General features: G+C 61.2%; 33 protein-coding genes. 32 read left to right on the plus strand and 1 reads right to left on the minus strand.

Annotation, left to right across the window (positions count from 1 at the left end; all coding sequences use genetic code 11):
* The first annotated feature begins 6 nt into the window (after nucleotides 1–6).
* Genes KM031_RS12045 through xrtE form a run of 3 tightly spaced genes read left to right on the plus strand, consistent with a single transcriptional unit; the run spans nucleotide 7 to nucleotide 3431 of the window.
* A complete protein-coding gene (locus KM031_RS12045) occupies nucleotides 7–861 on the plus strand; it encodes a glycosyltransferase (protein WP_215504670.1) in 855 nt (284 codons plus the stop codon).
* Nucleotides 858–1778, plus strand: coding sequence for a DMT family transporter (locus tag KM031_RS12050; protein WP_215504669.1), 921 nt, complete (start codon nucleotides 858–860; stop codon nucleotides 1776–1778). The genes KM031_RS12045 and KM031_RS12050 overlap by 4 nt, the downstream gene beginning before the upstream one ends.
* Nucleotides 1779–1811: 33 nt before the next feature.
* On the plus strand, nucleotides 1812–3431 hold the full coding sequence (gene xrtE / locus KM031_RS12055) for an exosortase E/protease, VPEID-CTERM system (protein WP_215504668.1): 1620 nt from the start codon (nucleotides 1812–1814) through the stop codon (nucleotides 3429–3431).
* Nucleotides 3432–3488: 57 nt separating this feature from the next.
* On the opposite strand, the gene KM031_RS12060 is transcribed toward xrtE, so the two are convergent.
* Complete coding sequence (locus KM031_RS12060; RefSeq protein ID WP_215504667.1) at nucleotides 3489–3752, minus strand: VPEID-CTERM sorting domain-containing protein; 264 nt, start codon at nucleotides 3750–3752, stop codon at nucleotides 3489–3491.
* 516 nt (nucleotides 3753–4268) lie between these two features.
* Between KM031_RS12060 and rpsL the strand changes: the two genes are divergently transcribed.
* The 29 genes from rpsL to rpsK all read left to right on the plus strand — a co-directional run bounded on the left by rpsL (nucleotide 4269) and on the right by rpsK (nucleotide 21684).
* Nucleotides 4269–4640, plus strand: coding sequence for a 30S ribosomal protein S12 (gene rpsL, locus KM031_RS12065; RefSeq protein ID WP_091303734.1), 372 nt, complete (start codon nucleotides 4269–4271; stop codon nucleotides 4638–4640).
* An 11-nt stretch (nucleotides 4641–4651) separates the two neighbouring features.
* Nucleotides 4652–5122: a 30S ribosomal protein S7 gene (gene rpsG, locus KM031_RS12070; RefSeq protein WP_215504666.1), complete on the plus strand. Its 471-nt coding sequence runs from the start codon at nucleotides 4652–4654 to the stop codon at nucleotides 5120–5122.
* A gap of 9 nt (nucleotides 5123–5131) precedes the next feature.
* Nucleotides 5132–7258 (plus strand): elongation factor G, encoded by a 2127-nt coding sequence (gene fusA / locus KM031_RS12075; RefSeq protein ID WP_215504665.1) that lies wholly within the window; start codon nucleotides 5132–5134, stop codon nucleotides 7256–7258.
* Nucleotides 7259–7343: 85 nt separating this feature from the next.
* Entirely contained in the window at nucleotides 7344–8519 is a 1176-nt protein-coding gene (gene tuf, locus KM031_RS12080; RefSeq protein ID WP_215504664.1) for an elongation factor Tu, read from the plus strand.
* Between the two features lie 179 nt (nucleotides 8520–8698).
* Nucleotides 8699–9004: a 30S ribosomal protein S10 gene (gene rpsJ, locus KM031_RS12085; RefSeq protein WP_054301625.1), complete on the plus strand. Its 306-nt coding sequence runs from the start codon at nucleotides 8699–8701 to the stop codon at nucleotides 9002–9004.
* Nucleotides 9005–9019: 15 nt separating this feature from the next.
* The gene (gene rplC / locus KM031_RS12090; protein ID WP_215504995.1) at nucleotides 9020–9736 is read left to right on the plus strand and encodes a 50S ribosomal protein L3; all 717 of its coding nucleotides are present in this window, start codon (nucleotides 9020–9022) and stop codon (nucleotides 9734–9736) included.
* Nucleotides 9733–10353 (plus strand): 50S ribosomal protein L4, encoded by a 621-nt coding sequence (rplD, locus tag KM031_RS12095; protein WP_215504663.1) that lies wholly within the window; start codon nucleotides 9733–9735, stop codon nucleotides 10351–10353. The genes rplC and rplD overlap by 4 nt, the downstream gene beginning before the upstream one ends.
* Nucleotides 10350–10646 (plus strand): 50S ribosomal protein L23, encoded by a 297-nt coding sequence (locus tag KM031_RS12100; RefSeq protein WP_215504662.1) that lies wholly within the window; start codon nucleotides 10350–10352, stop codon nucleotides 10644–10646. The genes rplD and KM031_RS12100 overlap by 4 nt, the downstream gene beginning before the upstream one ends.
* Nucleotides 10647–10853: 207 nt before the next feature.
* Complete coding sequence (rplB, locus tag KM031_RS12105) at nucleotides 10854–11690, plus strand: 50S ribosomal protein L2 (RefSeq protein ID WP_215504661.1); 837 nt, start codon at nucleotides 10854–10856, stop codon at nucleotides 11688–11690.
* Between the two features lie 3 nt (nucleotides 11691–11693).
* A complete protein-coding gene (rpsS, locus tag KM031_RS12110) occupies nucleotides 11694–11972 on the plus strand; it encodes a 30S ribosomal protein S19 (protein WP_215504660.1) in 279 nt (92 codons plus the stop codon).
* A gap of 5 nt (nucleotides 11973–11977) precedes the next feature.
* Nucleotides 11978–12358, plus strand: a complete 381-nt coding sequence (gene rplV, locus KM031_RS12115) for a 50S ribosomal protein L22 (protein ID WP_215504659.1) — start codon at nucleotides 11978–11980, stop codon at nucleotides 12356–12358.
* Nucleotides 12358–13074, plus strand: a complete 717-nt coding sequence (gene rpsC, locus KM031_RS12120; RefSeq protein ID WP_215504658.1) for a 30S ribosomal protein S3 — start codon at nucleotides 12358–12360, stop codon at nucleotides 13072–13074. The genes rplV and rpsC overlap by 1 nt, the downstream gene beginning before the upstream one ends.
* A gap of 12 nt (nucleotides 13075–13086) precedes the next feature.
* Entirely contained in the window at nucleotides 13087–13500 is a 414-nt protein-coding gene (rplP, locus tag KM031_RS12125; protein ID WP_215504657.1) for a 50S ribosomal protein L16, read from the plus strand.
* Nucleotides 13501–13740: 240 nt separating this feature from the next.
* Nucleotides 13741–13944: a 50S ribosomal protein L29 gene (gene rpmC / locus KM031_RS12130; RefSeq protein ID WP_215504656.1), complete on the plus strand. Its 204-nt coding sequence runs from the start codon at nucleotides 13741–13743 to the stop codon at nucleotides 13942–13944.
* An 11-nt stretch (nucleotides 13945–13955) separates the two neighbouring features.
* Entirely contained in the window at nucleotides 13956–14189 is a 234-nt protein-coding gene (rpsQ, locus tag KM031_RS12135; RefSeq protein ID WP_215504655.1) for a 30S ribosomal protein S17, read from the plus strand.
* A 79-nt stretch (nucleotides 14190–14268) separates the two neighbouring features.
* Nucleotides 14269–14637, plus strand: a complete 369-nt coding sequence (rplN, locus tag KM031_RS12140; RefSeq protein ID WP_035714274.1) for a 50S ribosomal protein L14 — start codon at nucleotides 14269–14271, stop codon at nucleotides 14635–14637.
* Nucleotides 14637–14942, plus strand: coding sequence for a 50S ribosomal protein L24 (gene rplX, locus KM031_RS12145; protein ID WP_215504654.1), 306 nt, complete (start codon nucleotides 14637–14639; stop codon nucleotides 14940–14942). The genes rplN and rplX overlap by 1 nt, the downstream gene beginning before the upstream one ends.
* Nucleotides 14942–15502, plus strand: a complete 561-nt coding sequence (gene rplE, locus KM031_RS12150) for a 50S ribosomal protein L5 (RefSeq protein ID WP_215504653.1) — start codon at nucleotides 14942–14944, stop codon at nucleotides 15500–15502. Before rplX ends, rplE begins: the two co-directional genes overlap by 1 nt.
* Nucleotides 15503–15521: 19 nt before the next feature.
* Nucleotides 15522–15827: a 30S ribosomal protein S14 gene (rpsN, locus tag KM031_RS12155; protein ID WP_215504652.1), complete on the plus strand. Its 306-nt coding sequence runs from the start codon at nucleotides 15522–15524 to the stop codon at nucleotides 15825–15827.
* A gap of 12 nt (nucleotides 15828–15839) precedes the next feature.
* Complete coding sequence (gene rpsH, locus KM031_RS12160) at nucleotides 15840–16238, plus strand: 30S ribosomal protein S8 (RefSeq protein WP_215504651.1); 399 nt, start codon at nucleotides 15840–15842, stop codon at nucleotides 16236–16238.
* Between the two features lie 10 nt (nucleotides 16239–16248).
* Nucleotides 16249–16782 (plus strand): 50S ribosomal protein L6, encoded by a 534-nt coding sequence (gene rplF, locus KM031_RS12165; RefSeq protein ID WP_215504650.1) that lies wholly within the window; start codon nucleotides 16249–16251, stop codon nucleotides 16780–16782.
* An 11-nt stretch (nucleotides 16783–16793) separates the two neighbouring features.
* On the plus strand, nucleotides 16794–17153 hold the full coding sequence (rplR, locus tag KM031_RS12170; RefSeq protein ID WP_215504649.1) for a 50S ribosomal protein L18: 360 nt from the start codon (nucleotides 16794–16796) through the stop codon (nucleotides 17151–17153).
* Nucleotides 17154–17164: 11 nt separating this feature from the next.
* Nucleotides 17165–17737 carry a 30S ribosomal protein S5 gene (rpsE, locus tag KM031_RS12175; protein WP_215504648.1) on the plus strand — a complete coding sequence of 191 codons (573 nt, stop codon included), beginning with the start codon at nucleotides 17165–17167 and terminating at the stop codon, nucleotides 17735–17737.
* A gap of 11 nt (nucleotides 17738–17748) precedes the next feature.
* A complete protein-coding gene (gene rpmD, locus KM031_RS12180) occupies nucleotides 17749–17940 on the plus strand; it encodes a 50S ribosomal protein L30 (RefSeq protein WP_215504647.1) in 192 nt (63 codons plus the stop codon).
* 178 nt (nucleotides 17941–18118) lie between these two features.
* Nucleotides 18119–18598 (plus strand): 50S ribosomal protein L15, encoded by a 480-nt coding sequence (gene rplO / locus KM031_RS12185; RefSeq protein ID WP_215504646.1) that lies wholly within the window; start codon nucleotides 18119–18121, stop codon nucleotides 18596–18598.
* A gap of 100 nt (nucleotides 18599–18698) precedes the next feature.
* The gene (secY, locus tag KM031_RS12190; protein WP_215504645.1) at nucleotides 18699–20054 is read left to right on the plus strand and encodes a preprotein translocase subunit SecY; all 1356 of its coding nucleotides are present in this window, start codon (nucleotides 18699–18701) and stop codon (nucleotides 20052–20054) included.
* Nucleotides 20055–20074: 20 nt separating this feature from the next.
* Complete coding sequence (locus KM031_RS12195) at nucleotides 20075–20725, plus strand: adenylate kinase (RefSeq protein WP_215504644.1); 651 nt, start codon at nucleotides 20075–20077, stop codon at nucleotides 20723–20725.
* 187 nt (nucleotides 20726–20912) lie between these two features.
* Nucleotides 20913–21281 carry a 30S ribosomal protein S13 gene (rpsM, locus tag KM031_RS12200; RefSeq protein WP_215504643.1) on the plus strand — a complete coding sequence of 123 codons (369 nt, stop codon included), beginning with the start codon at nucleotides 20913–20915 and terminating at the stop codon, nucleotides 21279–21281.
* A 13-nt stretch (nucleotides 21282–21294) separates the two neighbouring features.
* Nucleotides 21295–21684, plus strand: a complete 390-nt coding sequence (gene rpsK, locus KM031_RS12205) for a 30S ribosomal protein S11 (protein WP_215504642.1) — start codon at nucleotides 21295–21297, stop codon at nucleotides 21682–21684.
* Nucleotides 21685–21713 lie beyond the last annotated feature (29 nt).

Consider the following 21713-nt stretch of genomic DNA (forward strand, 5'->3'; position numbering starts at 1 on the left):
GCGGGCATGCAGCCGCCCGACGATCCTTCCGAAGCGCGATCCCCGATCCAGGTGATTGGTCTTTGCCGCTTTTCGGTGCCCAGTCGCGGCGCGTTCCGGGTGATCCATGACAGCGTGGCGCAGCGGCGCGAGATGCTTTATGCGCCCGCGCGGCTGAACTATCGACTGGTCTGGCTGGAGCATGTTCTGTTGCCCGCGATCCGGGCCCAAAGCGATCCCGAATTCATTCTGGTGCTGCTTCTGGGCGAGGATTTCCCACAGCCATGGTTGCGTGGGATCGAGGCGCTGACCCGCGATATTCCGCAGGTCCGGCTGGCGTTCGCGCCCCCGCTGGAACACCGGGCCATCTGCGCGGATGCGATGCGACCGCATATCGACCCGGAGGCGGTCTATGTGGCGCAGTTCCGGCTCGATGACGATGATGCCATTGCCACCACTTTCGTGCGGCGCGTGCGCCGGGATGTGGCGTGGCAGGATCGGATGCTGAGCCGGAATGGGCTGATGGCGCTGGATTACGGCAAGGGCCTCGTCTTGCGCGATACCGGTGCGGAGTTGCGGGTGGAGCCCTGCATCACACAATGCTGGGCACCGGGGCTGGCCATCGTGACGCGCCCGGCTTCGGGCAAGTTTGTGCTGGATTTTCCGCATCATACGCTGTGGCGACGGATGCCGGTTCTGTCGCAAATCGACCAGATCATGTTTGTGCGGGGCGCGCATGATGGCAATGACAGCCGTATTGCTGTGCAGGAGCGGGGCTTTGCCTTGGCCCCTGATGCTGTGCCCGCCCTGATGCGTGACCGCTTTGCCATTGATCTGGCGGCGGTTGCCACGGCGCTTTCGACTGTGAGACCCGCGAAATGATCTTGTCCGACAATATGCGCGGCGCTGTGCTGATGAATATTGCCATGCTGGCCTTCACCCTGAACGATACGGCGATGAAGGCGGTCAGCAGCACTATGCCGCTGTTTCAGGCGATCACCCTGCGGGGGCTGGTGACAACGGCGGCGCTGTTGGCAATTGCGGCGGCCTCTGGCCCATTGCGGCTTTGGCCCACCGGGCGTGACGGGCGGATGAACGCGCTGCGCACGCTGGCCGAAGTGCTGGCGACACTCACTTTTCTGGTGGCGCTGACGCAGATGCCCTTGGCCAACCTGTCGGCCATCATGCAATCGCTGCCGCTGGCGGTGACGCTGGCGGCGGCGCTGGTGTTCCGTGATCAGATCGGCTGGCGGCGGCTGCTGGCGATTGCCGTGGGCTTTTGTGGTGTGCTGCTGATCATCAAGCCGGGCACTGACGGGTTCGACCGCTGGTCGATGCTCGGCCTCGCCTCGGTTGCCTGTGTGGTGGTGCGTGATCTTGCGACGCGCGAGGTGAGCCGCAACACCGCCTCGGCCACCGTTGCCGTCTGGGCCTCATTGGCGGTGACGCTGATGGGGGCGGTGGGCATGATCTTCACCGGCTGGGCGCCGGTCAGCCTGCGCGAGGCACTGTTGATCCTTGCCGCCTCGGCCAATCTGATCGTGGGTTATATGTCGGTCGTCATGGTGATGCGGGTGGGCGACATCGGCTTTGTTGCACCCTTCCGATATATGGCGCTGTTCTGGGCCATTTTGATGGGCTTTCTGATTTTTGGCAGCCTGCCCGATGGCTGGACCGTGATCGGGGCTGCAATCGTGGTCGCCACAGGCATCTTTACGCTGTGGCGCGAGCGGCACAGGCGAGGTGCCGCCCCTTTGGCCTCCGCCCTTTCTGACCCGAAGTTTTCACAGGGGCGTTGAATTTTGGCCGTATTCGCGGCCTAAGCTGAGGCCATGAATCTACCACCTTCCCCCGTGTCGCTGCAAAGGCCCGGCCGCCTCTGGCTGTTGGCGTTGCTGTTCTGTGCCGAAGTGCTGGCGCTGGCCGTGGCCTATCAGTTCTTTGCGGTGATCGAATGTCACGCAACGGATCTGAACGGCGTTTGCCGGTTCTTGCGCAGTCTGGTGGCGCGCGCCGTGGTGATGTTCGCCGCATTCGGCCTGCTGCTCTGGGCGCGGCCCTTGGCCCTTTCGGCGTTTCGGCGCAGCGTGGAAGGGCAGGGGGCGGCGCTTGTTTGGCGGTTGCTGCATGTGCTGGGGGTGCTGTTGCTGATCAGCCCGCTGGCCTTCGCGCCGGGCGGCAATATCGGTGCGGTGTTTGATCTGGCGGTGTGGCCGCTGCTGCTGGGCAGCGTGCTGGCGGCGGTGGGCGGGCTGTTCTGGCTGGCACCGCCGCAGGCTTGGGCGCGATTGCTGGTGCAGGATCACTTTGCGCCGGTGATCACGCTGGCGCTTGCCGCCGTGCTGCCGGATCTTGCCGATATGGCGCTGCCGCTGTGGGATTGGCAGGGGCTGACGCGGCTGACCTTCGATGCGGTGCATCTGTTCCTTGGCCTGTTTGCCAGCGACATCCGCGTGGATGCGCCCGGCTATATCATCGGTTTTCCGCAGTTCAGCGTGCATATCGCACGGCAATGTTCGGGGGTTGAGGGCGTGGCCTTGGTGACGGGGTTCACCGTGCTTTATGCATTCATCTTTCGCGATACGGTGCGTTTTCCGCATTTCTGGCTGGTGGTGCTGCCGCTGGCGATCATGCTGAGCTGGCTGCTGAACGTGGTGCGGGTTGGTGGGCTGATCCTGATCGGGCAATATGTTTCGCCCGATCTGGCGGTGAACGGCTTTCACTCTTACGCGGGCTGGGTGTTCTTCACCCTGCTGGCGCTGGCCATTGTCTGGGGCGTGCAGACGGTGCCATGGCTGCATCGCGCGCGGATGTCAGGCCCCACGACCGCGGGGCGGCTGACCGAGGATCCCTTGGCCGGCGCCTTGCTGCCCTTTGCGATATTCATGGGTGTCAGCCTGCTGACCCATGCATTGTTTCCACATCCCGAACTGGGTTATCCGCTGCGGGCCATGGCGCTGGGTCTGGCGATCTGGGCCTTTCGCGGATTTTATCGGCAGTTTGAGTGGCGGGTGGATCCGCTGGCGGTGGCGCTGGGGGGCTTGGTCGGGCTGGGTTGGTTGTGGTTCGATCAGGCGGATGCCCGGGCGGGCATGGATCTGGCACGGGCTTTGGGCGGGCTGTCGGGCTGGATGCTGGCGATCTGGATCGTCACGCGGCTGATTGGCACCGTTCTGCTGGTGCCGCTGGTGGAAGAGATGTTCTTCCGCGGCTATCTTCTGGCGCGGCTCGACGGCCCGGCGCCGTGGCAGCGGCTGTTGGCGGTCGCCGTTTCATCTGCGGCATTCGCCGCCTTGCACGGGCGCTGGCTGGCGGCAGGGGTGGCCGGGATCATCTTTGCGTTGGTAATGCTGCGGCGGGGCCGGGTGGCTGATGCGGTGATTGCCCATATCGCGGCCAATCTGGTTGTCGCGGCCTGGGCGTTCGCCACCAGCGACTTTGCGCGCATTTAAAAACGGGGCGCACCGGATGGTGGCCCCGTTTTTGACGTCATGCCGATGCAGAGCGTTTCAGGCAGCGCGACGGCGGCGCTCCCACACAAACAGCATCACCACGGCAACCGCAGCAATGGCCAGCAGGCCAGCCGAAGCGTCGATCTCCGGCACGGAAGTCGGCGTCGGGGTCGGCGTGCCGCCACCCGAACCGCCGCCGCCAAAGCAGCGCCAGGGCGTGAAGATCGAGCAGCCGCTGCCATAGGTCTGCGCAGCGGCAGATCCGGCAGAAACAACCGCAACGGTCGCACCGGCGGCGAGGGATTTGAGGAATTGAGTCATGTTCGTCTCCGGGCACAGTATATGCGCCTTAGAAATGCCACAAAGCCGCAAGGCCGGCCAGAAAATTCCGTGAAAATGCCTAATTTGCCCGATGCCGCACTGCCGCAGGTTGCCAATACCCGTGGCTTTGCGCCATTGTTGCAGTGTTGCGCACAGTGATTGCGCAGACTGCCATATTGGCTTCGGTATTTGCCCCGGCCCGCGATTCGGCCAACCCGCTGCCAGCACCTGCCAGGCCAAGGGCCGCCACCCCTGCTGCTGTTGACAACCTGTGCGACTCCCCCTATACGCCGCCTACCTCGATCTGCGGGATTCCGTGATCTGGGTTCAAAATTGATGTGGTCACGATCCGGGCGCAAGCTCCGATCCTCTGAAATTCCACCGCGTCGTCCCTGCGAAGGGGGCGTATGCGGTTTTGGTGTTTTGCGGACGCGCAAGGCACGTATCGACGAAATGCCCCCGGAAACGTCACTGACGGGTGATGATTGAACGGGTTGCAACATAGAGGCTAGTCTAATGCCGACGATCCAACAGCTGATCCGCAAGCCGCGGGAAGCACGGAAAACGCGGTCCAAGTCGCAGCACTTGGAATCCTGCCCGCAAAAGCGCGGCGTTTGTACCCGCGTATACACCACGACCCCGAAAAAGCCGAACTCCGCTATGCGGAAAGTTGCCAAGGTCCGTCTGACCAATGGCTTCGAGGTGATCAGCTATATCCCCGGTGAAAAGCACAACCTTCAGGAGCACTCCGTGGTTCTGATCCGCGGCGGCCGGGTGAAAGACCTTCCGGGTGTGCGTTACCACATCCTGCGCGGCGTTCTGGATACCCAGGGCGTCAAAGACCGTCGTCAGCGTCGTTCGAAATACGGCGCGAAGCGTCCGAAGTGAGGTTCTGAGAGATGTCCCGTCGTCACGCCGCCGAAAAGCGCGAAATCCTTCCCGATGCCAAGTATGGCGATCGGGTTCTGACCAAATTCATGAACAACCTGATGCTCGACGGCAAGAAGTCCGTCGCTGAATCGATCGTTTATGGTGCCCTCGACCGCGTTCAGACCCGTCTGAAGCGCGAGCCGATCCAAGCCTTCCATGAGGCGCTGGACAATGTGAAGCCCTCCGTCGAAGTGCGTTCGCGCCGCGTCGGTGGTGCGACCTATCAGGTTCCGGTCGAAGTCCGCACCGAGCGCCGCGAAGCGCTTGCGATCCGCTGGCTGATCATCGCTGCTCGCAAGCGCAACGAAAACACCATGGAAGAACGTCTGGCCGCTGAACTGTCGGATGCGGTGAACAACCGTGGCACCGCGGTGAAGAAGCGCGAAGACACCCACAAGATGGCCGACGCGAACAAAGCGTTCAGCCATTACCGCTGGTAAGGGGTCCACATGGCACGCGACTATCCGCTTGAGCGTTACCGCAATTTCGGGATCATTGCCCATATCGACGCGGGCAAGACCACGACTTCGGAACGCATCCTTTACTACACCGGCAAGTCCCACAAGATCGGCGAAGTCCATGACGGCGCCGCGACGATGGACTGGATGGAGCAGGAGCAAGAGCGCGGCATCACCATCACCTCGGCTGCCACGACCACGTTCTGGAACCGTCAGATCGATTCGACTGCGGGTCTTGGCGACAAGGCAACGAAGTATCGTTTCAACATCATCGACACCCCCGGCCACGTCGACTTCACCATTGAAGTCGAGCGTTCGCTGGCCGTTCTCGATGGCGCTGTGGTTCTGCTCGATGGCAACGCCGGCGTGGAGCCGCAGACCGAAACCGTGTGGCGTCAGGCTGACCGCTACAAGGTTCCGCGGATCGTGTTCGTCAACAAGATGGACAAGACCGGCGCCGACTTCATGAACTGCGTGAAGATGATCAAGGACCGGACGGGCGCGAATGCCATGCCGATCGTCCTGCCGATCGGTGCGGAAGACAAGCTGGAAGGCATCATCGACCTCGTGACCATGGAAGAATGGGTCTATGAGGGCGAAGACCTTGGGGCGTCCTGGCGCCGCCAGCCGATCCGCGACGAGCTGAAAGATGAAGCCGACGAGTGGCGCCTGAACCTGCTGGAAACGGCAGTCGGTCAGGACGACGCTGCGATGGAAGCCTATCTGGAAGGCAACGAGCCGGATGTCGACACGCTGCGCGCGCTGATCCGCAAGGGCACGCTCGCCATCGACTTCATTCCGGTGATGGCTGGTTCGTCGTTCAAGAACAAGGGCGTGCAGCCCCTCCTGAACGCCGTGATCGACTATCTGCCCTCGCCGCTGGACGTGCCGCCCTATATGGGCTTCGCGCCGGGCGACGAGACCGAGACCCGCAACATCGCGCGTTCGGCCGATGACGACCAGCCCTTCTCGGCGCTGGCCTTCAAGATCATGAACGACCCCTTCGTGGGCTCGCTCACCTTCACCCGGATCTATTCGGGCAAGCTGGCCAAGGGCGATGCGATGATGAACGCGACCAAAGAGCGCAAAGAGCGCGTTGGCCGCATGATGATGATGCACGCCATCGAACGCGAAGAAATCACCGAAGCATTTGCGGGTGACATCATCGCGCTTGGCGGTCTGAAAGAGACCACCACGGGTGACACGCTTTGTGACCCGGCGAACCCGGTCGTTCTCGAAACCATGACCTTCCCGGTCCCGGTGATCGAGATCGCGGTGGAGCCGAAGACCAAAGCCGACCAGGAAAAGATGGGCATCGCTTTGGCCCGTCTGGCTGCCGAAGACCCGTCCTTCCGCGTCGAAACCGATATCGAATCGGGCCAGACCATCATGAAGGGCATGGGCGAACTTCACCTCGACATCCTCGTGGACCGCATGCGTCGCGAGTTCAAGGTCGAGGCGAATATCGGTGCGCCGCAGGTGGCTTACCGCGAAACCATCTCGCGCGAGCACGAGATCGACTACACGCACAAGAAACAGACCGGTGGTACCGGCCAGTTCGCACGCGTCAAGCTGGTCATCTCGCCGACGGAGCCGGGCGAAGGTTATTCGTTCGAATCCAAGATCGTGGGCGGTGCGGTGCCGAAGGAATACATCCCCGGCGTCGAAAAAGGCATCAAATCCGTCATGGATTCGGGCCCGCTGGCTGGCTTCCCGGTGATCGACTTCAAGGTGCAGCTGATCGACGGCGCGTTCCACGATGTTGACTCGTCGGTTCTGGCCTTCGAGATCGCCTCGCGCGCCGCAATGCGCGAAGGTCTGAAGAAAGCCGGCGCCAAGCTGCTGGAGCCGATCATGAAAGTCGAAGTCGTCACCCCGGAAGAATACACCGGCGGCGTCATCGGCGACCTGACCTCACGTCGGGGCATGGTCACGGGGCAGGACAGCCGCGGCAACGCGAATGTCATTTCCTCGATGGTCCCGCTGGCGAACATGTTCGGCTACATCAACACGCTGCGCTCGATGACCTCGGGCCGGGCTGTGTTCTCGATGGAATTCGACCATTACGACGCCGTGCCCGAGAACATCTCGCAAGAGATCCAGAAGAAATACGCCTGATCGGTGCGGCGGGGGCAACCCCGCCCTACCACATCGTAGGCCGGGGTCGACCCCGGCGCATCTGAACCAATGAGGAGTTTGCCAAATGGCAAAGGCAAAGTTTGAACGGACGAAACCGCACGTCAACATTGGCACGATTGGCCACGTTGACCACGGCAAGACGACGCTGACGGCAGCGATCACGAAGTATTTTGGTGAATTCCGTGCCTATGACCAGATTGACGGCGCACCGGAAGAGCGGGCACGGGGGATCACGATCTCGACCGCGCACGTGGAATACGAATCGGAAGCGCGTCACTACGCCCACGTCGACTGCCCCGGCCACGCCGACTATGTGAAGAACATGATCACCGGTGCCGCGCAGATGGACGGCGCGATCCTGGTGGTGAACGCAGCTGACGGCCCGATGCCGCAGACGCGCGAGCACATCCTGCTCGGCCGTCAGGTCGGCATTCCGTACATGGTCGTCTACCTGAACAAGGTCGACCAGGTGGATGACGAAGAGCTGCTGGAACTGGTGGAAATGGAAGTTCGCGAACTTCTGTCGTCCTACGACTATCCCGGCGACGACATTCCGATCATCAAGGGCTCGGCTCTGGCGGCGATGAACGGCACCAACCCGGAAATCGGCGAAAACTCGATCCGCGCGCTGATCGCGGCTGTCGACGCCTATATCCCGACCCCGGCGCGCGCTGTTGACCAGCCGTTCCTGATGCCGGTCGAAGACGTGTTCTCGATCTCGGGCCGCGGCACCGTTGCCACCGGCCGGATCGAGCGCGGCGTGGTGAAGGTCGGCGAGGAAGTCGAGATCGTCGGCATCCGCCCGAACAAGAAAACCGTCTGCACTGGCGTCGAGATGTTCCGCAAGCTGCTGGACCAGGGCGAAGCTGGCGACAACGTCGGCCTGCTGCTGCGCGGTGTGGACCGTGAAGGCATCGAGCGCGGCCAGGTTCTGTGCAAACCGAACTCGGTGAAACCGCACACCAAGTTCGAAGCCGAAGCCTATATCCTGACCAAGGAAGAAGGCGGCCGTCACACGCCGTTCTTTGCGAACTACCGTCCGCAATTCTACTTCCGCACCACCGACGTGACCGGGACGGTTGAACTGCCGGAAGGCACCGAAATGGTGATGCCGGGCGACAACCTGAAGTTCAACGTCTCGCTCATCGCCCCGATCGCGATGGAAGAGAAACTGCGCTTCGCCATCCGTGAAGGCGGCCGCACCGTCGGTGCAGGCGTCGTGTCGAAAATCATCGAATAAGATGATTTTCGGGCTTGCCCTACGGGGCATGCCCCACTAAACGCGCGATGATGCGTAGGCGGGTCAGCTTTCGGGCTGACTCGCTGAATTTCATCTATACCGTATGAAACCTTCGGAAGAGGGGCCGGGGGCGGTGAGCCGCCCCTTCGCTTCCCGCCGAGCCCAAGGGCATTGAGACAATGAGTCAGACTATCCGCATCAGGCTGAAAGCCTTCGATTACCGCGTGCTGGATGCCTCCACGCAGGAAATCGTAAACACCGCGAAGCGGACCGGCGCGCAAGTGCGTGGCCCGATCCCGCTGCCGAACAAGATCGAAAAGTTCACGGTTCTCCGCGGTCCGCACATCGACAAGAAGTCGCGCGACCAGTGGGAAATCCGCACGCACAAACGTCTTCTCGATATCGTCGATCCGACCCCGCAGACCGTGGACGCGCTGATGAAGCTCGACCTCGCTGCCGGCGTCGACGTCGAAATCAAAGTGTAAGGGGGCATGAACAATATGCGCTCTGGTGTTATCGCTAAGAAGCTGGGCATGACCCGGCTGTTCCTCGAAGACGGCAAGCAGGTTCCTGTGACCGTTCTTCAGCTCGACGCGCTGCAAGTCGTGGCTCAACGCACTGCTGACAAGGATGGCTACACCGCTGTCCAGCTCGGCGCTGGCGTGGCCAAGGCCAAGCGCACCACCGCTGGCATGCGTGGGCATTTTGCCAAGGCCAATGTTGCGCCCAAGCGCAAAGTGGCCGAATTCCGCGTGTCGCCCGACAATCTGATCGAAGTGGGCGCGGAAATCACCGCTGACCACTACCTCGCTGGCCAGTATGTGGACATCGCAGGCACCTCGATCGGTAAGGGTTTTGCCGGTGCGATGAAGCGTCACAACTTTGGTGGTCTGCGCGCGTCGCACGGTGTGTCAATCTCGCACCGTTCGCACGGTTCGACCGGCCAGTGCCAGGATCCGGGCAAGGTGTTCAAAGGCAAGAAGATGGCTGGCCATCTTGGCGCCGTGCGTGTGACCACGCAGAACCTCGAAGTCGTTCGGACCGACGCCGACCGTGGCCTGATCATGGTCAAGGGCGCCGTCCCCGGTTCCAAGGGTGGCTGGGTCACGATCAAGGATGCGGTCAAGAAAGCCGCGCCCGCTGGTCTGCCGCTGCCTGCCGCTGTGCGTTCGGCTGCTGTCGCTGTTGAAGCGACCGTCGAAGGGGGTGAAGCATGAAACTTGATGTGATCAAGCTGGACGGCGGCAAAGCCGGTTCCATCGATCTGGACGAAGCGCTGTTCGGCCTCGAGCCGCGCGCCGACATCCTGCACCGCGTCGTGCGCTGGCAGCGGGCCCGTGCCCAGGCTGGCACCCACTCGACGCTGACCCGCGCCGAAGTGTCCTACTCGACCAAGAAGATCTATCGCCAGAAGGGCACCGGCGGCGCACGCCACGGGTCCAAGAAGGCGCCGATCTTCCGTCACGGTGGTGTCGTCAAGGGCCCGACCCCGCGCAGCCACGCGCATGACCTGCCCAAGAAGTTCCGGGCTCTGGGTCTGCGTCACGCGCTGTCGGCCAAGGCCGCTGCGGGCGAGCTGATCATCCTGGACGCGGCCACCATGGCCGATGCCAAGACCTCTTCGCTGGTGAAAGCCGCGAAGGAGCTGGGCTGGAAGCGCGTCCTGATCATCGACGGTGCTGAAGTGAACGAAAACTTCGCTCTGGCCGCACGCAACATCGAAGGTATTGATGTGCTGCCGTCGATGGGGGCAAACGTCTATGATATCCTGAAGCGGGATCAGCTCGTGATCACCAAAGCAGGTATCGAAGCTCTGGAGGCGCGTCTGAAATGAGCGTGAAACCCGAACATTTCGACCTGATCAAGAAGCCGATCATCACCGAAAAGGCCACCCTGGCAGGCGAGTCCAATGCCGTGGTGTTCCAGGTGGCGATGGACGCGACCAAACCGCAGATCAAGGAAGCTGTTGAAGCTGTCTTTGGCGTGAAGGTGAAGGCGGTCAACACCACCATCACCAAAGGCAAGGTCAAGAAGTTCCGCGGCCGGATCGGCGAGCGGAGCGACAAGAAAAAGGCATATGTGACCCTCGAGGAGGGGAACTCTATCGACGTGGCCACCGGCCTCTGATAGAAGCCCACGAATCTCGCGGCCCCGGCATTTCCGGGGCCGCGGATTTTTTGCGAAAGCAGGTTTTGCACGGCTGGCAACAGACAGGCGCAACCTGTGACGAAGTGTAGTCGGGGATCTTCGGAGCCCTTCAACCGCGAGACGACGACCCGAAGCTGGTTCCAGTGAACAGGGGCGTCATTCGCAAGCTAACGGAAGACAGAAAGCATGGCACTCAAGTCGTATAAACCGACGACGCCTGGCCAGCGTGGGCTGGTTCTGATCGACCGTTCGGAGCTGTGGAAAGGCCGTCCGGTCAAATCCCTTACTGAGGGTTTGACCAAGACGGGTGGCCGCAACAACACCGGACGCGTCACGATGTGGCACAAAGGCGGCGGCGCGAAGCGCCTGTACCGCGTTGTGGACTTCAAACGTCGCAAATTCGATATGGCGGCAGTCGTTGAACGGATCGAATACGATCCGAACCGCACCGCCTTCATCGCGCTGGTCAAGTATGAGGATGGCGAACTTGCCTATATCCTCGCGCCCCAGCGTCTCGCCGTGGGTGACTCCGTCATCGCCGGTGCCAAGACCGACGTGAAACCGGGCAACGCAATGCCGTTCTCCGGCATGCCGATCGGTACCATCGTTCACAACGTCGAGCTGAAGCCCGGCAAGGGCGGCCAGCTGGCCCGCGCTGCTGGCACCTATGCCCAGTTCGTTGGTCGTGATGGTGGCTACGCCCAGATCCGCCTGTCCTCGGGCGAACTGCGTATGGTCCGTCAGGAATGCATGGCCACCGTTGGTGCCGTGTCGAACCCCGACAACTCCAACCAGAACTTCGGTAAAGCCGGTCGTATGCGCCACAAGGGCGTGCGCCCGACCGTTCGCGGTGTTGCGATGAACCCGATCGACCACCCGCATGGTGGTGGTGAGGGCCGGACCTCTGGTGGCCGTCACCCGGTTACGCCGTGGGGCAAGGGCACCAAGGGCAACAAGACCCGTAAGAACAAGCAGACCGACAAGTACATTGTCCGGTCGCGCAATGCGAAGAAGGGGCGTTAATCCATGTCGCGTTCTGTTTGGAAAGGCCCCTTTGTCGACGCTTATGTGCTGAAGAAAGCCGAAAAAGCGCGCGACTCGGGCAAGAGCGAAGTGATCAAGATCTGGTCGCGCCGTTCCACCATCCTGCCGCAATTCGTCGGGCTGACCTTTGCCGTCTATAACGGCAAAAAGCACATCCCGGTTGCGGTGTCCGAAGAAATGATCGGCCAGAAGTTCGGTGAGTATTCGCCGACCCGGACCTACTACGGTCACGCCGCCGATAAAAAAGCCAAGAGGAAGTAATCGCCATGGGTAAGGAAAAGAATCCGCGCCGCGTGGCGGAGAATGAGGCACTGGCCAAGGCCAAGATGCTTCGCACCTCGCCGCAGAAGCTCAACCTTGTCGCTGGTCTGATCCGTGGCAAGAAGGTGGACAAGGCCATTGCCGATCTCACCTTCTCCAAGAAGCGGATCGCCAATGACGTGCTGAAGTGCCTGCAGTCGGCCATTGCCAATGCTGAAAACAACCACGGCCTCGACGTTGACGAGCTGGTGGTTGCAGAAGCGTACTGCGGCAAGAACCTGGTGATGAAACGGGGCCGTCCGCGCGCACGCGGCCGGTTCGGCAAGATCATGAAGCCGTTCTCGGAAATCACCATCAAGGTGCGTCAGAAAGGGGAGACTGCGTAATGGGTCAGAAGGTTAACCCTATCGGGATGCGCCTCCAGGTCAACCGCACCTGGGACAGCCGTTGGTTCGCCGATTCGAAAGACTACGGCAACCTGCTGCTTGAAGACCTCAAGATGCGCGAGTTCATCCACGAGGAATGCAAGCAGGCCGGCGTGTCGCGTGTCATCATCGAGCGTCCGCACAAGAAGTGCCGTGTGACCATTCACACTGCACGTCCGGGTGTGATCATCGGCAAGAAAGGTGCAGACATCGAAGGTCTGCGCAAGAAGCTGATGGCTTTCACCAAGTCGGAACTGCACCTGAACATCGTCGAAGTCCGCAAGCCGGAAGTCGACGCCCAGCTGGTGGCCGAATCGATCGCCCAGCAGATGGAACGCCGCGTCTCCTTCCGTCGCGCCATGAAGCGCGGCGTGCAGAACGCGATGCGCATCGGCGCCCTCGGCATCCGCGTGAACGTTGCGGGTCGTCTGGGTGGTGCGGAAATCGCGCGTACCGAATGGTACCGTGAAGGCCGCGTGCCGCTGCACACGCTGCGTGCCGACATCGACTATGCCCTGTCCGAAGCCATGACCCCCTATGGGATCATCGGTGTGAAGGTCTGGATCTTCAAAGGCGAAATCCTTGAGCATGATCCGCAGGCGCATGATCGTCGTCTTGCTGAGGCTCAGGAAGGCGCTGCACCGCGCGCCCCGCGTCGCGACCGCGAACGCGCCTAAGGGAGAGAGAAGATGCTGCAACCGAAACGGACCAAGTTCCGCAAACAGCACAAAGGCCGGATTCACGGCGAAGCCAAAGGCGGCTTCAACCTGAACTTCGGGACCTTTGGTCTGAAAGCGACCGAGCCGGAGCGCGTGACTGCGCGCCAGATCGAAGCTGCTCGTCGTGCCATCACCCGTCACATGAAACGTCAGGGCCGCGTTTGGATTCGCGTATTCCCGGATGTTCCGGTGTCGTCCAAGCCCACCGAAGTTCGGATGGGTAAAGGCAAGGGTTCCGTTGATTACTGGGCGGCCAAGGTGAAACCGGGCCGGATCATGTTTGAAATCGACGGCGTGGCCGAAACCATCGCGCGTGAGGCCCTGCGCCTTGGCGCCATGAAACTGCCGGTCACCACCCGCGTCGTTCAGCGCGAAGACTGGTAAGGTTTGGCCGGGGGCAACCCCGGCCTGACGATCAAGGCCCCGCCAGTGATGGCGGGGCCTTTTGCTTGGGGGCAGGGGGGGGCAAAGTTTCCCTTGCCCTGTTGGGTGCCTTCCTGTAGTGGAACGCATCCTACGGATTCCGGGCGACCGGGATTCGCTGGTTTGTCATTGATCCACCAGAACACAGGTCACCCTGCGTTACGGCAGGGGCCCTCTGGTGATTGAAAAAGGAAAAGGCGCATGACCGCCACGGAACTGAAGGCCAAGACGCCGGAACAGCTGCGCGAGCAGCTGCTGGCGCTGAAAAAAGAAGCGTTCAACCTGCGCTTCCAGCAAGCGACCGGCCAGCTTGAGAACACCGCCCGCATGCGCGCTGTCCGTCGTGACGCGGCCCGTGTGAAGACGGTCCTGAACCAAAAAGCCGCTGAAGCGGCGGCGAACTGAGGAGCACGCACATGCCCAAACGCATCCTGCAAGGCACCGTGACGAGCGACAAGAACGAGCAGACCATCACGGTTCTGGTCGAGCGCCGCTTCAAGCACCCGCTGCTGCAAAAGACCGTCCGTAAGTCGAAGAAATATCGCGCTCACGATGCGGAAAACAAGTTCAAGATTGGTGACACTGTTCGCATCGAAGAGTGCGCGCCGATCTCGAAGACCAAACGTTGGACGGTGGTAGTCGAGGCATAAGCTTCGACCCATCGTTCAGCCTTGAACGAAACCCTGGGACCCTCTCGGATTAGGGGGCCCAAAGGTCGGGAGAAACCAAATGATCCAGATGCAGACCAATCTGGATGTTGCTGATAACTCTGGCGCTCGCCGAGTTCAGTGCATCAAGGTTCTGGGTGGTTCCCATCGGCGCTATGCAAGCGTCGGCGACATCATTGTGGTGTCGGTGAAGGAAGCCATTCCGCGCGGTCGCGTGAAAAAAGGCGACGTCCGTAAGGCCGTTGTCGTGCGCACCGCAAAAGAAGTTCGCCGTGAAGACGGCACCTCGATCCGCTTTGACCGTAACGCTGCCGTCATCCTGAACAATCAGGGCGAGCCGGTTGGCACCCGTATCTTCGGGCCGGTCGTGCGTGAGCTGCGTGCGAAGAACTTCATGAAGATCATCTCGCTGGCGCCGGAGGTGCTCTGATGGCTGCGAAGCTTAAAAAGGGCGACAAGGTCGTCGTGCTGACGGGCAAGGACAAGGGCAAGCAGGGCGAAATCGCCTCGGTGAACCCCTCGGTCAACAAGGCCGTCGTGGAAGGCGTCAACATCGCCATCCGTCACACCAAGCAATCTGCCGCGTCGCAGGGTGGCCGTATCGCAAAAGCGATGCCGATCGACCTGTCGAACCTGGCGATCGTTGACAAGAATGGCAAACCGACCCGCGTTGGCTTCCGCATGGAAGGCGACAAGAAGGTTCGCTTCGCCAAGACCACGGGGGACGTGATCTGATGCTTGACGCTGCCACCTATACCCCGCGTCTGAAGGCCGAATTCAAGGCCCGCATCCGTGCGGCGCTGAAAGAAGAATTCGCCTACAAGAACGACATGCAGATCCCGCGTCTGGACAAGATTGTCCTGAACATGGGCGTCGGCGAAGCTGTGAAAGACACCAAGAAGGTGAAAGCCGCAGCCGAGCAGATGACCGCCATTGCCGGCCAGAAAGCTGTCATCACCCATGCCAAGAAGTCGATCGCCGGCTTCCGTGTGCGGGAAGAGATGCCTCTGGGCTGCAAGGTCACCCTGCGTGGCGACCGTATGTATGAATTCCTCGACCGTCTGATCAACATCGCTCTGCCCCGCGTCCGCGACTTCCGCGGCGTGAACGGCAAATCGTTTGACGGCCGCGGCAACTACGCGATGGGCCTCAAAGAGCAGATCGTGTTCCCCGAGATCGACTTCGATAAGATCGACGACGTTCTGGGCATGGACATCATCATCTGCACCACTGCGAAGACCGACGCGGAAGCGAAGTCGCTGCTGAAGCACTTCAACATGCCGTTCACCAGCTGATCGCGCGAGGAAAGACATTATGGCTAAAAAATCCATGATCGAACGCGAGAAGAAGCGTCAGCACCTGGTGGACGTCTACGCCGCCAAGCGCGCTGCTCTCAAAGAGATCATCAAGAACCAGGACCTGCCGGTTGCCGAGCGCTTCACCGCTGCTCAGAAACTCGCCGGTCTGCCCCGCAACTCGTCCGCGACCCGGCTGCACAACCGCTGCCAGCTGACCGGCCGTCCCCATGCTTACTACCGTAAGCTCAAACTCTCGCGGATCATGCTGCGCGAACTGGCCTCCTTCGGTCAGATTCCCGGCATGGTGAAGTCGAGCTGGTAAGGAGGTAAGATCATGTCGATGAACGATCCTCTCGGCGATATGCTGACCCGTATCCGCAACGCCCAGATGCGTGGCAAGTCCACCGTCAAATCCCCGGCTTCGAAACTGCGCGCCTGGGTTCTGGATGTGCTGGCCGACGAAGGCTACATCCGGGGTTATGAGAAGTCCGAGACCGAAAACGGTCAGGGCGAGCTGACGATCAGCCTGAAATACTTCGAAGGCACGCCGGTCATCCGTGACCTGAAGCGCGTCTCGAAGCCGGGCCGCCGCGTGTACATGGGCGTCAAGGACATTCCGTCCGTGCGCAATGGCCTCGGTGTTTCGATCGTCTCCACGCCGAAAGGCGTCATGTCCGATGCAGCAGCACGCTCCGCCAATGTTGGTGGCGAAGTGCTCTGCACCGTGTTCTGAGGAGGGGTATATGTCTCGTATTGGCAAAAAGCCCGTCGCTCTGCCGAAAGGCGTATCGGCCGAAGTCAAAGGTCAGACCGTGGAAGTGAAGGGGCCGAAAGGCACCCGCAGCTTCACCGCGACCGACGACGTGACGCTGGCGCTCGAAGAGGGTGCAGTGAAGGTGACGCCGCGCGGCACCTCCAAGCGCGCTCGTCAGCAGTGGGGCATGGTGCGCTCGCAGGTGGAAAACCTTGTGACCGGCGTGACCGCTGGCTTCAAGAAAGAGCTGGAAATTCAGGGCGTGGGTTACCGCGCCGCGATGGCCGGCAATATTCTGAAGCTGTCGCTCGGCTATTCGCATGAGGTCAACTTCGAAGTGCCGCAGGGCGTGACCGTTACCGCGCCCAAGCAAACCGAAATCGTTGTGGAAGGGATCGATCAACAGCTCGTTGGTCAGGTCGCCGCGAACATCCGTGACTGGAAACGCCCCGAGCCCTACAAAGGCAAAGGCATCCGGTACAAGGACGAGTTCGTCTTCCGCAAGGAAGGCAAGAAGAAGTAAGGACCGGGATCATGGCGAACAACAAGAGAGAGCTGTTCCTCAAGCGCCGCCTGCGCGTCCGGAACAAGATCAAGGCGATGTCGAACGGGCGTGCGCGCCTGTCCGTGCATCGTTCCAGCAAGAACATTTCTGTTCAGCTGATCGACGACGTGAACGGTGTCACGCTCGCTTCGGCCTCGACCCTCGAAAAGGATCTGGGCTTCGTGGGCAAGAACAACGTCGAAGCCGCCGCCAAGGTGGGTGCGACGATTGCCGAGCGCGCGAAAAAGGCCGGTGTCGAAGAGTGCTATTTCGACCGCGGTGGTTTCCTCTTTCACGGCAAGATCAAGGCTTTGGCCGAGGCTGCCCGTGAAGGCGGACTTAAGTTCTGAGGAGTTGAAAAATGGCAGAACGTGAAAACCGCCAGGGCCGCCGCGATGATCGTCGCAGCGATGCTCGTGAAGAGACCCCGGAATTCGCTGACCGTCTGGTCGCGATCAACCGCGTGTCGAAAACCGTGAAAGGCGGCAAGCGCTTCGGCTTTGCAGCCCTCGTGGTGGTCGGCGATCAGCGCGGCCGCGTGGGTTTCGGCAAAGGCAAAGCGAAAGAAGTGCCGGAAGCGATCCGCAAGGCAACGGAACAGGCCAAGCGCCAGATGATCCGCGTGCCGCTGAAGGACGCCCGCACCCTGCACCACGACATGGAGGGCCGTCATGGCGCTGGCAAGGTTGTGATGCGGGCCGCCGTTGCGGGTACCGGCATCATCGCCGGTGGTCCGATGCGCGCCGTGTTCGAAATGCTGGGCCTGCAAGACGTTGTGGCGAAGTCGCTCGGCTCGCAGAACCCCTACAACATGATCCGCGCGACCATCGACGGTCTGAAGCAGGAATCGTCCCCCCGTCAGGTCGCGCAGCGTCGCGGCAAGAAAGTGGCCGACATCCTGAAGAAGCCCGACGCTGAAGTCGTCGAAGCGTAAGGAGCTGGACAATGGCTGGTAAAACCATCGTCGTGAAGCAGGTGGCCTCGGCCGCTCGCCGTCCCGCGATCCAGACCGCGACCCTCAAAGGTCTTGGCCTGAACAAGATGAACCGCACCCGCGAACTGGAAGATACGCCTTCCGTCCGTGGCATGGTCAACAAGATCTCGCATCTTGTGAAGATCATCGAAGAGCGCGGCTGAACGCGTAGGGCGGGGGGCTCTCCGCCAGACGGAAAAGAGAGGCGCGCGGCTTGATCCGCGCGCCTTTCCCTTTTATTAGGCGCTCAGGGAATCACTCCGTGACGCCCTGAATCAACAAGAAATGCCGTGTTTGCCCCATCCGTCGCTGGCGGGGCAGTTCCGGCCAGGAGATAGCGACATGAAACTTCATGAACTTTCCGACAACCAAGGCGCAGCCCGCAAGAAAAAGCGCGTGGCACGCGGTCCGGGTTCGGGCAAAGGCAAAACCGCTGGCCGTGGTATCAAGGGCCAGAAATCGCGTTCGGGCGTTGCCATCGGTGGTTACGAAGGCGGCCAGATGCCGCTGTACCGTCGTCTGCCGAAGCGCGGCTTCACCAAGCCGAATGCAAAGCATTACGCTGTGGTCAACCTCGGGCTGATCCAGAAATTCATCAACGAGGGCAAGCTCAACGCCGCTTCGGAACTGACCGAAGAAGTGCTGGTGGCTTCCGGCCTCGTGCGTCGTCAGCTTGACGGTGTGCGCGTTCTGAACAAGGGCGAGATCACCTCGGCTGTCACCCTGAAAGTCACCGGGGCCTCGGCTGCGGCGGTTGAAGCGGTCGCCAAGGCTGGTGGCACGCTGACCGTGGCGGAAGCTGTGGCTGCTGCGGCGGAATAAAGGTTGTGAGCGGTCGCCAGACCGCTTACATCGGGTCAAGTTTTCCCGCGCCGCCGACCGGAAAACCCGGTTCGGCGGCGCTCTCATGAAAGAACTGGGCATGGCATCTGCTGCAGAGCAAATGGCGGCGAACCTGAGCTGGGGCGCCTTTGGCAAGGCAAGCGACCTTCGCCAACGCATTCTTTTTACAATCGGCCTGCTGATCGTCTACCGTCTGGGCACCTTTATCCCGGTTCCGGGCATCGACGGGGCACAGCTGCGCGAGTTCATGTCGGGCGTGTCGGCGGGTCTCGGCGGCATCCTGAACATGTTTACCGGCGGCGCCATCAGCCGCATGGGCATCTTTGCCCTTGGCATCATGCCCTATATTTCGGCCTCGATCATCGTGCAGCTTCTGACGGCCATGGTGCCGCAGCTGGAGCAGCTGAAGAAAGAGGGCGAGCAGGGCCGCAAGAAGATCAACCAATATACCCGCTACGGCACCGTGGCGCTGGCTGTGTTTCAGGCCTGGGGCATCGCGCTCAGCCTGGAGGCTGGCGATCTGGCGCATGATCCAGGCATGTTCTTCCGGCTTGCCTGCGTCATCACGCTGGTTGGCGGCACCATGTTCCTGATGTGGATCGGTGAGCAGATCACGGCGCGCGGCATCGGCAATGGCATTTCGCTGATCATCTTCGTCGGCATCGTGGCCGAGATCCCGGCCGCGCTTGCACAGTTCTTCAGCCAGGGCCGCTCGGGGGCGATTTCGCCTGCGGTGATCGTTGGTGTGCTGATCATGGTCGTGGCGGTGATTGCCTTCGTGGTGTTCATGGAACGCGCGCTGCGCAAGATCCATATTCAGTATCCCCGCCGTCAGGTGGGCATGAAGATCTATGATGGCGGCTCCAGCCACCTGCCGATCAAGGTGAACCCGGCGGGCGTGATCCCGGCGATCTTCGCCTCGTCGCTGCTGCTGCTGCCGACGACCATCGCCGCCTTCTCGGGCTCGGCCACCGGGCCGGTGATGTCGACCATCCTTGCCTATTTCGGGCCGGGGCAGCCGCTGTATCTGCTGTTCTTCACCGCCATGATCGTGTTCTTCGCGTATTTCTACACCCACAACGTCAGCTTCAAGGTTGATGATGTGGCAGAGAACCTGAAAAACCAGAGCGGCTTTGTGCCCGGCATCCGTCCCGGCAAGAAGACCGAGGAATATCTGGAATATGTGGTGAATCGTGTGCTGGTGCTGGGCGCGGGCTATCTCGCCCTCGTCTGTCTGTTGCCGGAGGTGATCCGCAGCCAGTTGTCCATCCCGTTCTACTTTGGTGGGACTTCCGTGCTGATCGTGGTTTCGGTCACCATGGACACCATCAACCAGGTGCAGTCGCATCTGCTGGCCCATCAATATGAAGGGCTGATCGAAAAGTCACAGTTGCGCGGCAAGAAACGCGGGGCAAAGACCCCGACACGTCGCTGAGGGAAGAGGGAAGTCTCACCATGGTAAATATCATTCTTCTTGGGCCGCCGGGCGCGGGCAAAGGCACGCAGGCCAAGCGGCTGGTGGAAGAGCGGAACATGGTGCAGCTCTCGACCGGGGACATGCTGCGCGAGGCGCGCAGCTCGGGCACCGAGATGGGCAAGCGCGTCGCCGAGGTGATGGACAAGGGCGGGCTGGTCACGGACGAGATCGTGATCGGCCTGATCGAAGAGAAAATCACCGGCAATGCAGGTGGCGGGTTCATCTTTGATGGCTTCCCCCGCACCCTGCCGCAGGCCGATGCTCTGGCGCAGCTGCTGGACAAGACCGGCCAGCGCCTGAATGCGGTGGTCGAGATGCAGGTGGATGATGCGGCGCTGGTGGCACGCATCACCGGCCGTTACACCTGTGGCAGCTGCGGTGAGGTCTATCATGACCAGATCCGCCCGACCAAGGTGGCGGGCACCTGCGATGCCTGTGGCGGCACGACGATGGTGCGCCGCGCCGATGACAACGAAGACAGCCTCAAGCATCGCTTGATGGAATATTACAAGAAAACCTCGCCGCTGATCGGCTACTACTATGCCAAGGGTCAGCTCAGCACGGTGGATGGGCTGGCGGAAATGGACACGGTTGCCGCCGCTATTGCCAAAGTTCTTGACAAAAGCTGAAATCCCTTTGGCTTGCCCTTGACTGGCGGGTCAAAAGCCCCTAATCCACGGCGTCCCGCAAGGGAATCGTCCGTGGTTTGGGTTTGTCCCATTGACCGGGATGTGAGTGCCGGGTGGCGGTCTGCCACGCTGGCGTTGTGAAAAAAGGTTCTGGCACTACGGAACCGCAACCATAAGGAAGACACGTTTGGCACGTATTGCTGGCGTTAACATCCCGACCGCGAAACGGGTTCCGATCGCGCTCACCTATATCACCGGGATCGGCAACCACACCGCAGACCAGATTTGCGCTGCTGTTGGCATCGACCCGACCCGCCGCGTGAACCAGCTTTCCGATGCTGAAGTTCTGGCGATCCGCGAATATATCGACGCGAACTACACCGTCGAGGGCGACCTGCGTCGTGAAACCTCGATGAACATCAAGCGTCTGATGGACCTCGGCTGCTACCGTGGCCTGCGTCACCGTCGCAACCTGCCGGTTCGCGGCCAGCGTACCCATACCAACGCACGCACCCGCAAAGGCCCTGCAAAGGCCATTGCCGGCAAGAAGAAATAAGGGGCGCTGAGATATGGCACGCGATAAAACCCGTATGAAGCGTAAGGAACGCAAAAACATCGCCGCTGGCGTTGTTCATGTGAACTCCTCGTTCAACAACACCAAGATCCTGATCTCGGACGTGCAGGGCAACGCCATTTCCTGGTCGTCGTCGGGCACCATGGGCTTCAAAGGCTCGCGGAAATCGACCCCCTACGCGGCCCAGATGGCCGCCGAGGATGCGGCCCGCAAGGCCCAGGAACACGGCATGAAAACCGTGGAAGTCGAAGTTCAGGGCCCCGGTTCGGGTCGTGAATCGGCTCTGCGCGCTCTGGCTGCTGTTGGTCTGAACATCACCTCGATCCGCGACGTGACGCCGCTGGCGCATAACGGCTGCCGTCCGCCGAAGCGTCGCCGCGTCTGACGCGATAATTTCAATCGGGCCGCGCCATG

The sequence above is a fragment of the Gemmobacter fulvus genome, assembly GCF_018798885.1.
Classification (GTDB): Bacteria; Pseudomonadota; Alphaproteobacteria; order Rhodobacterales; family Rhodobacteraceae; genus Gemmobacter; species Gemmobacter fulvus.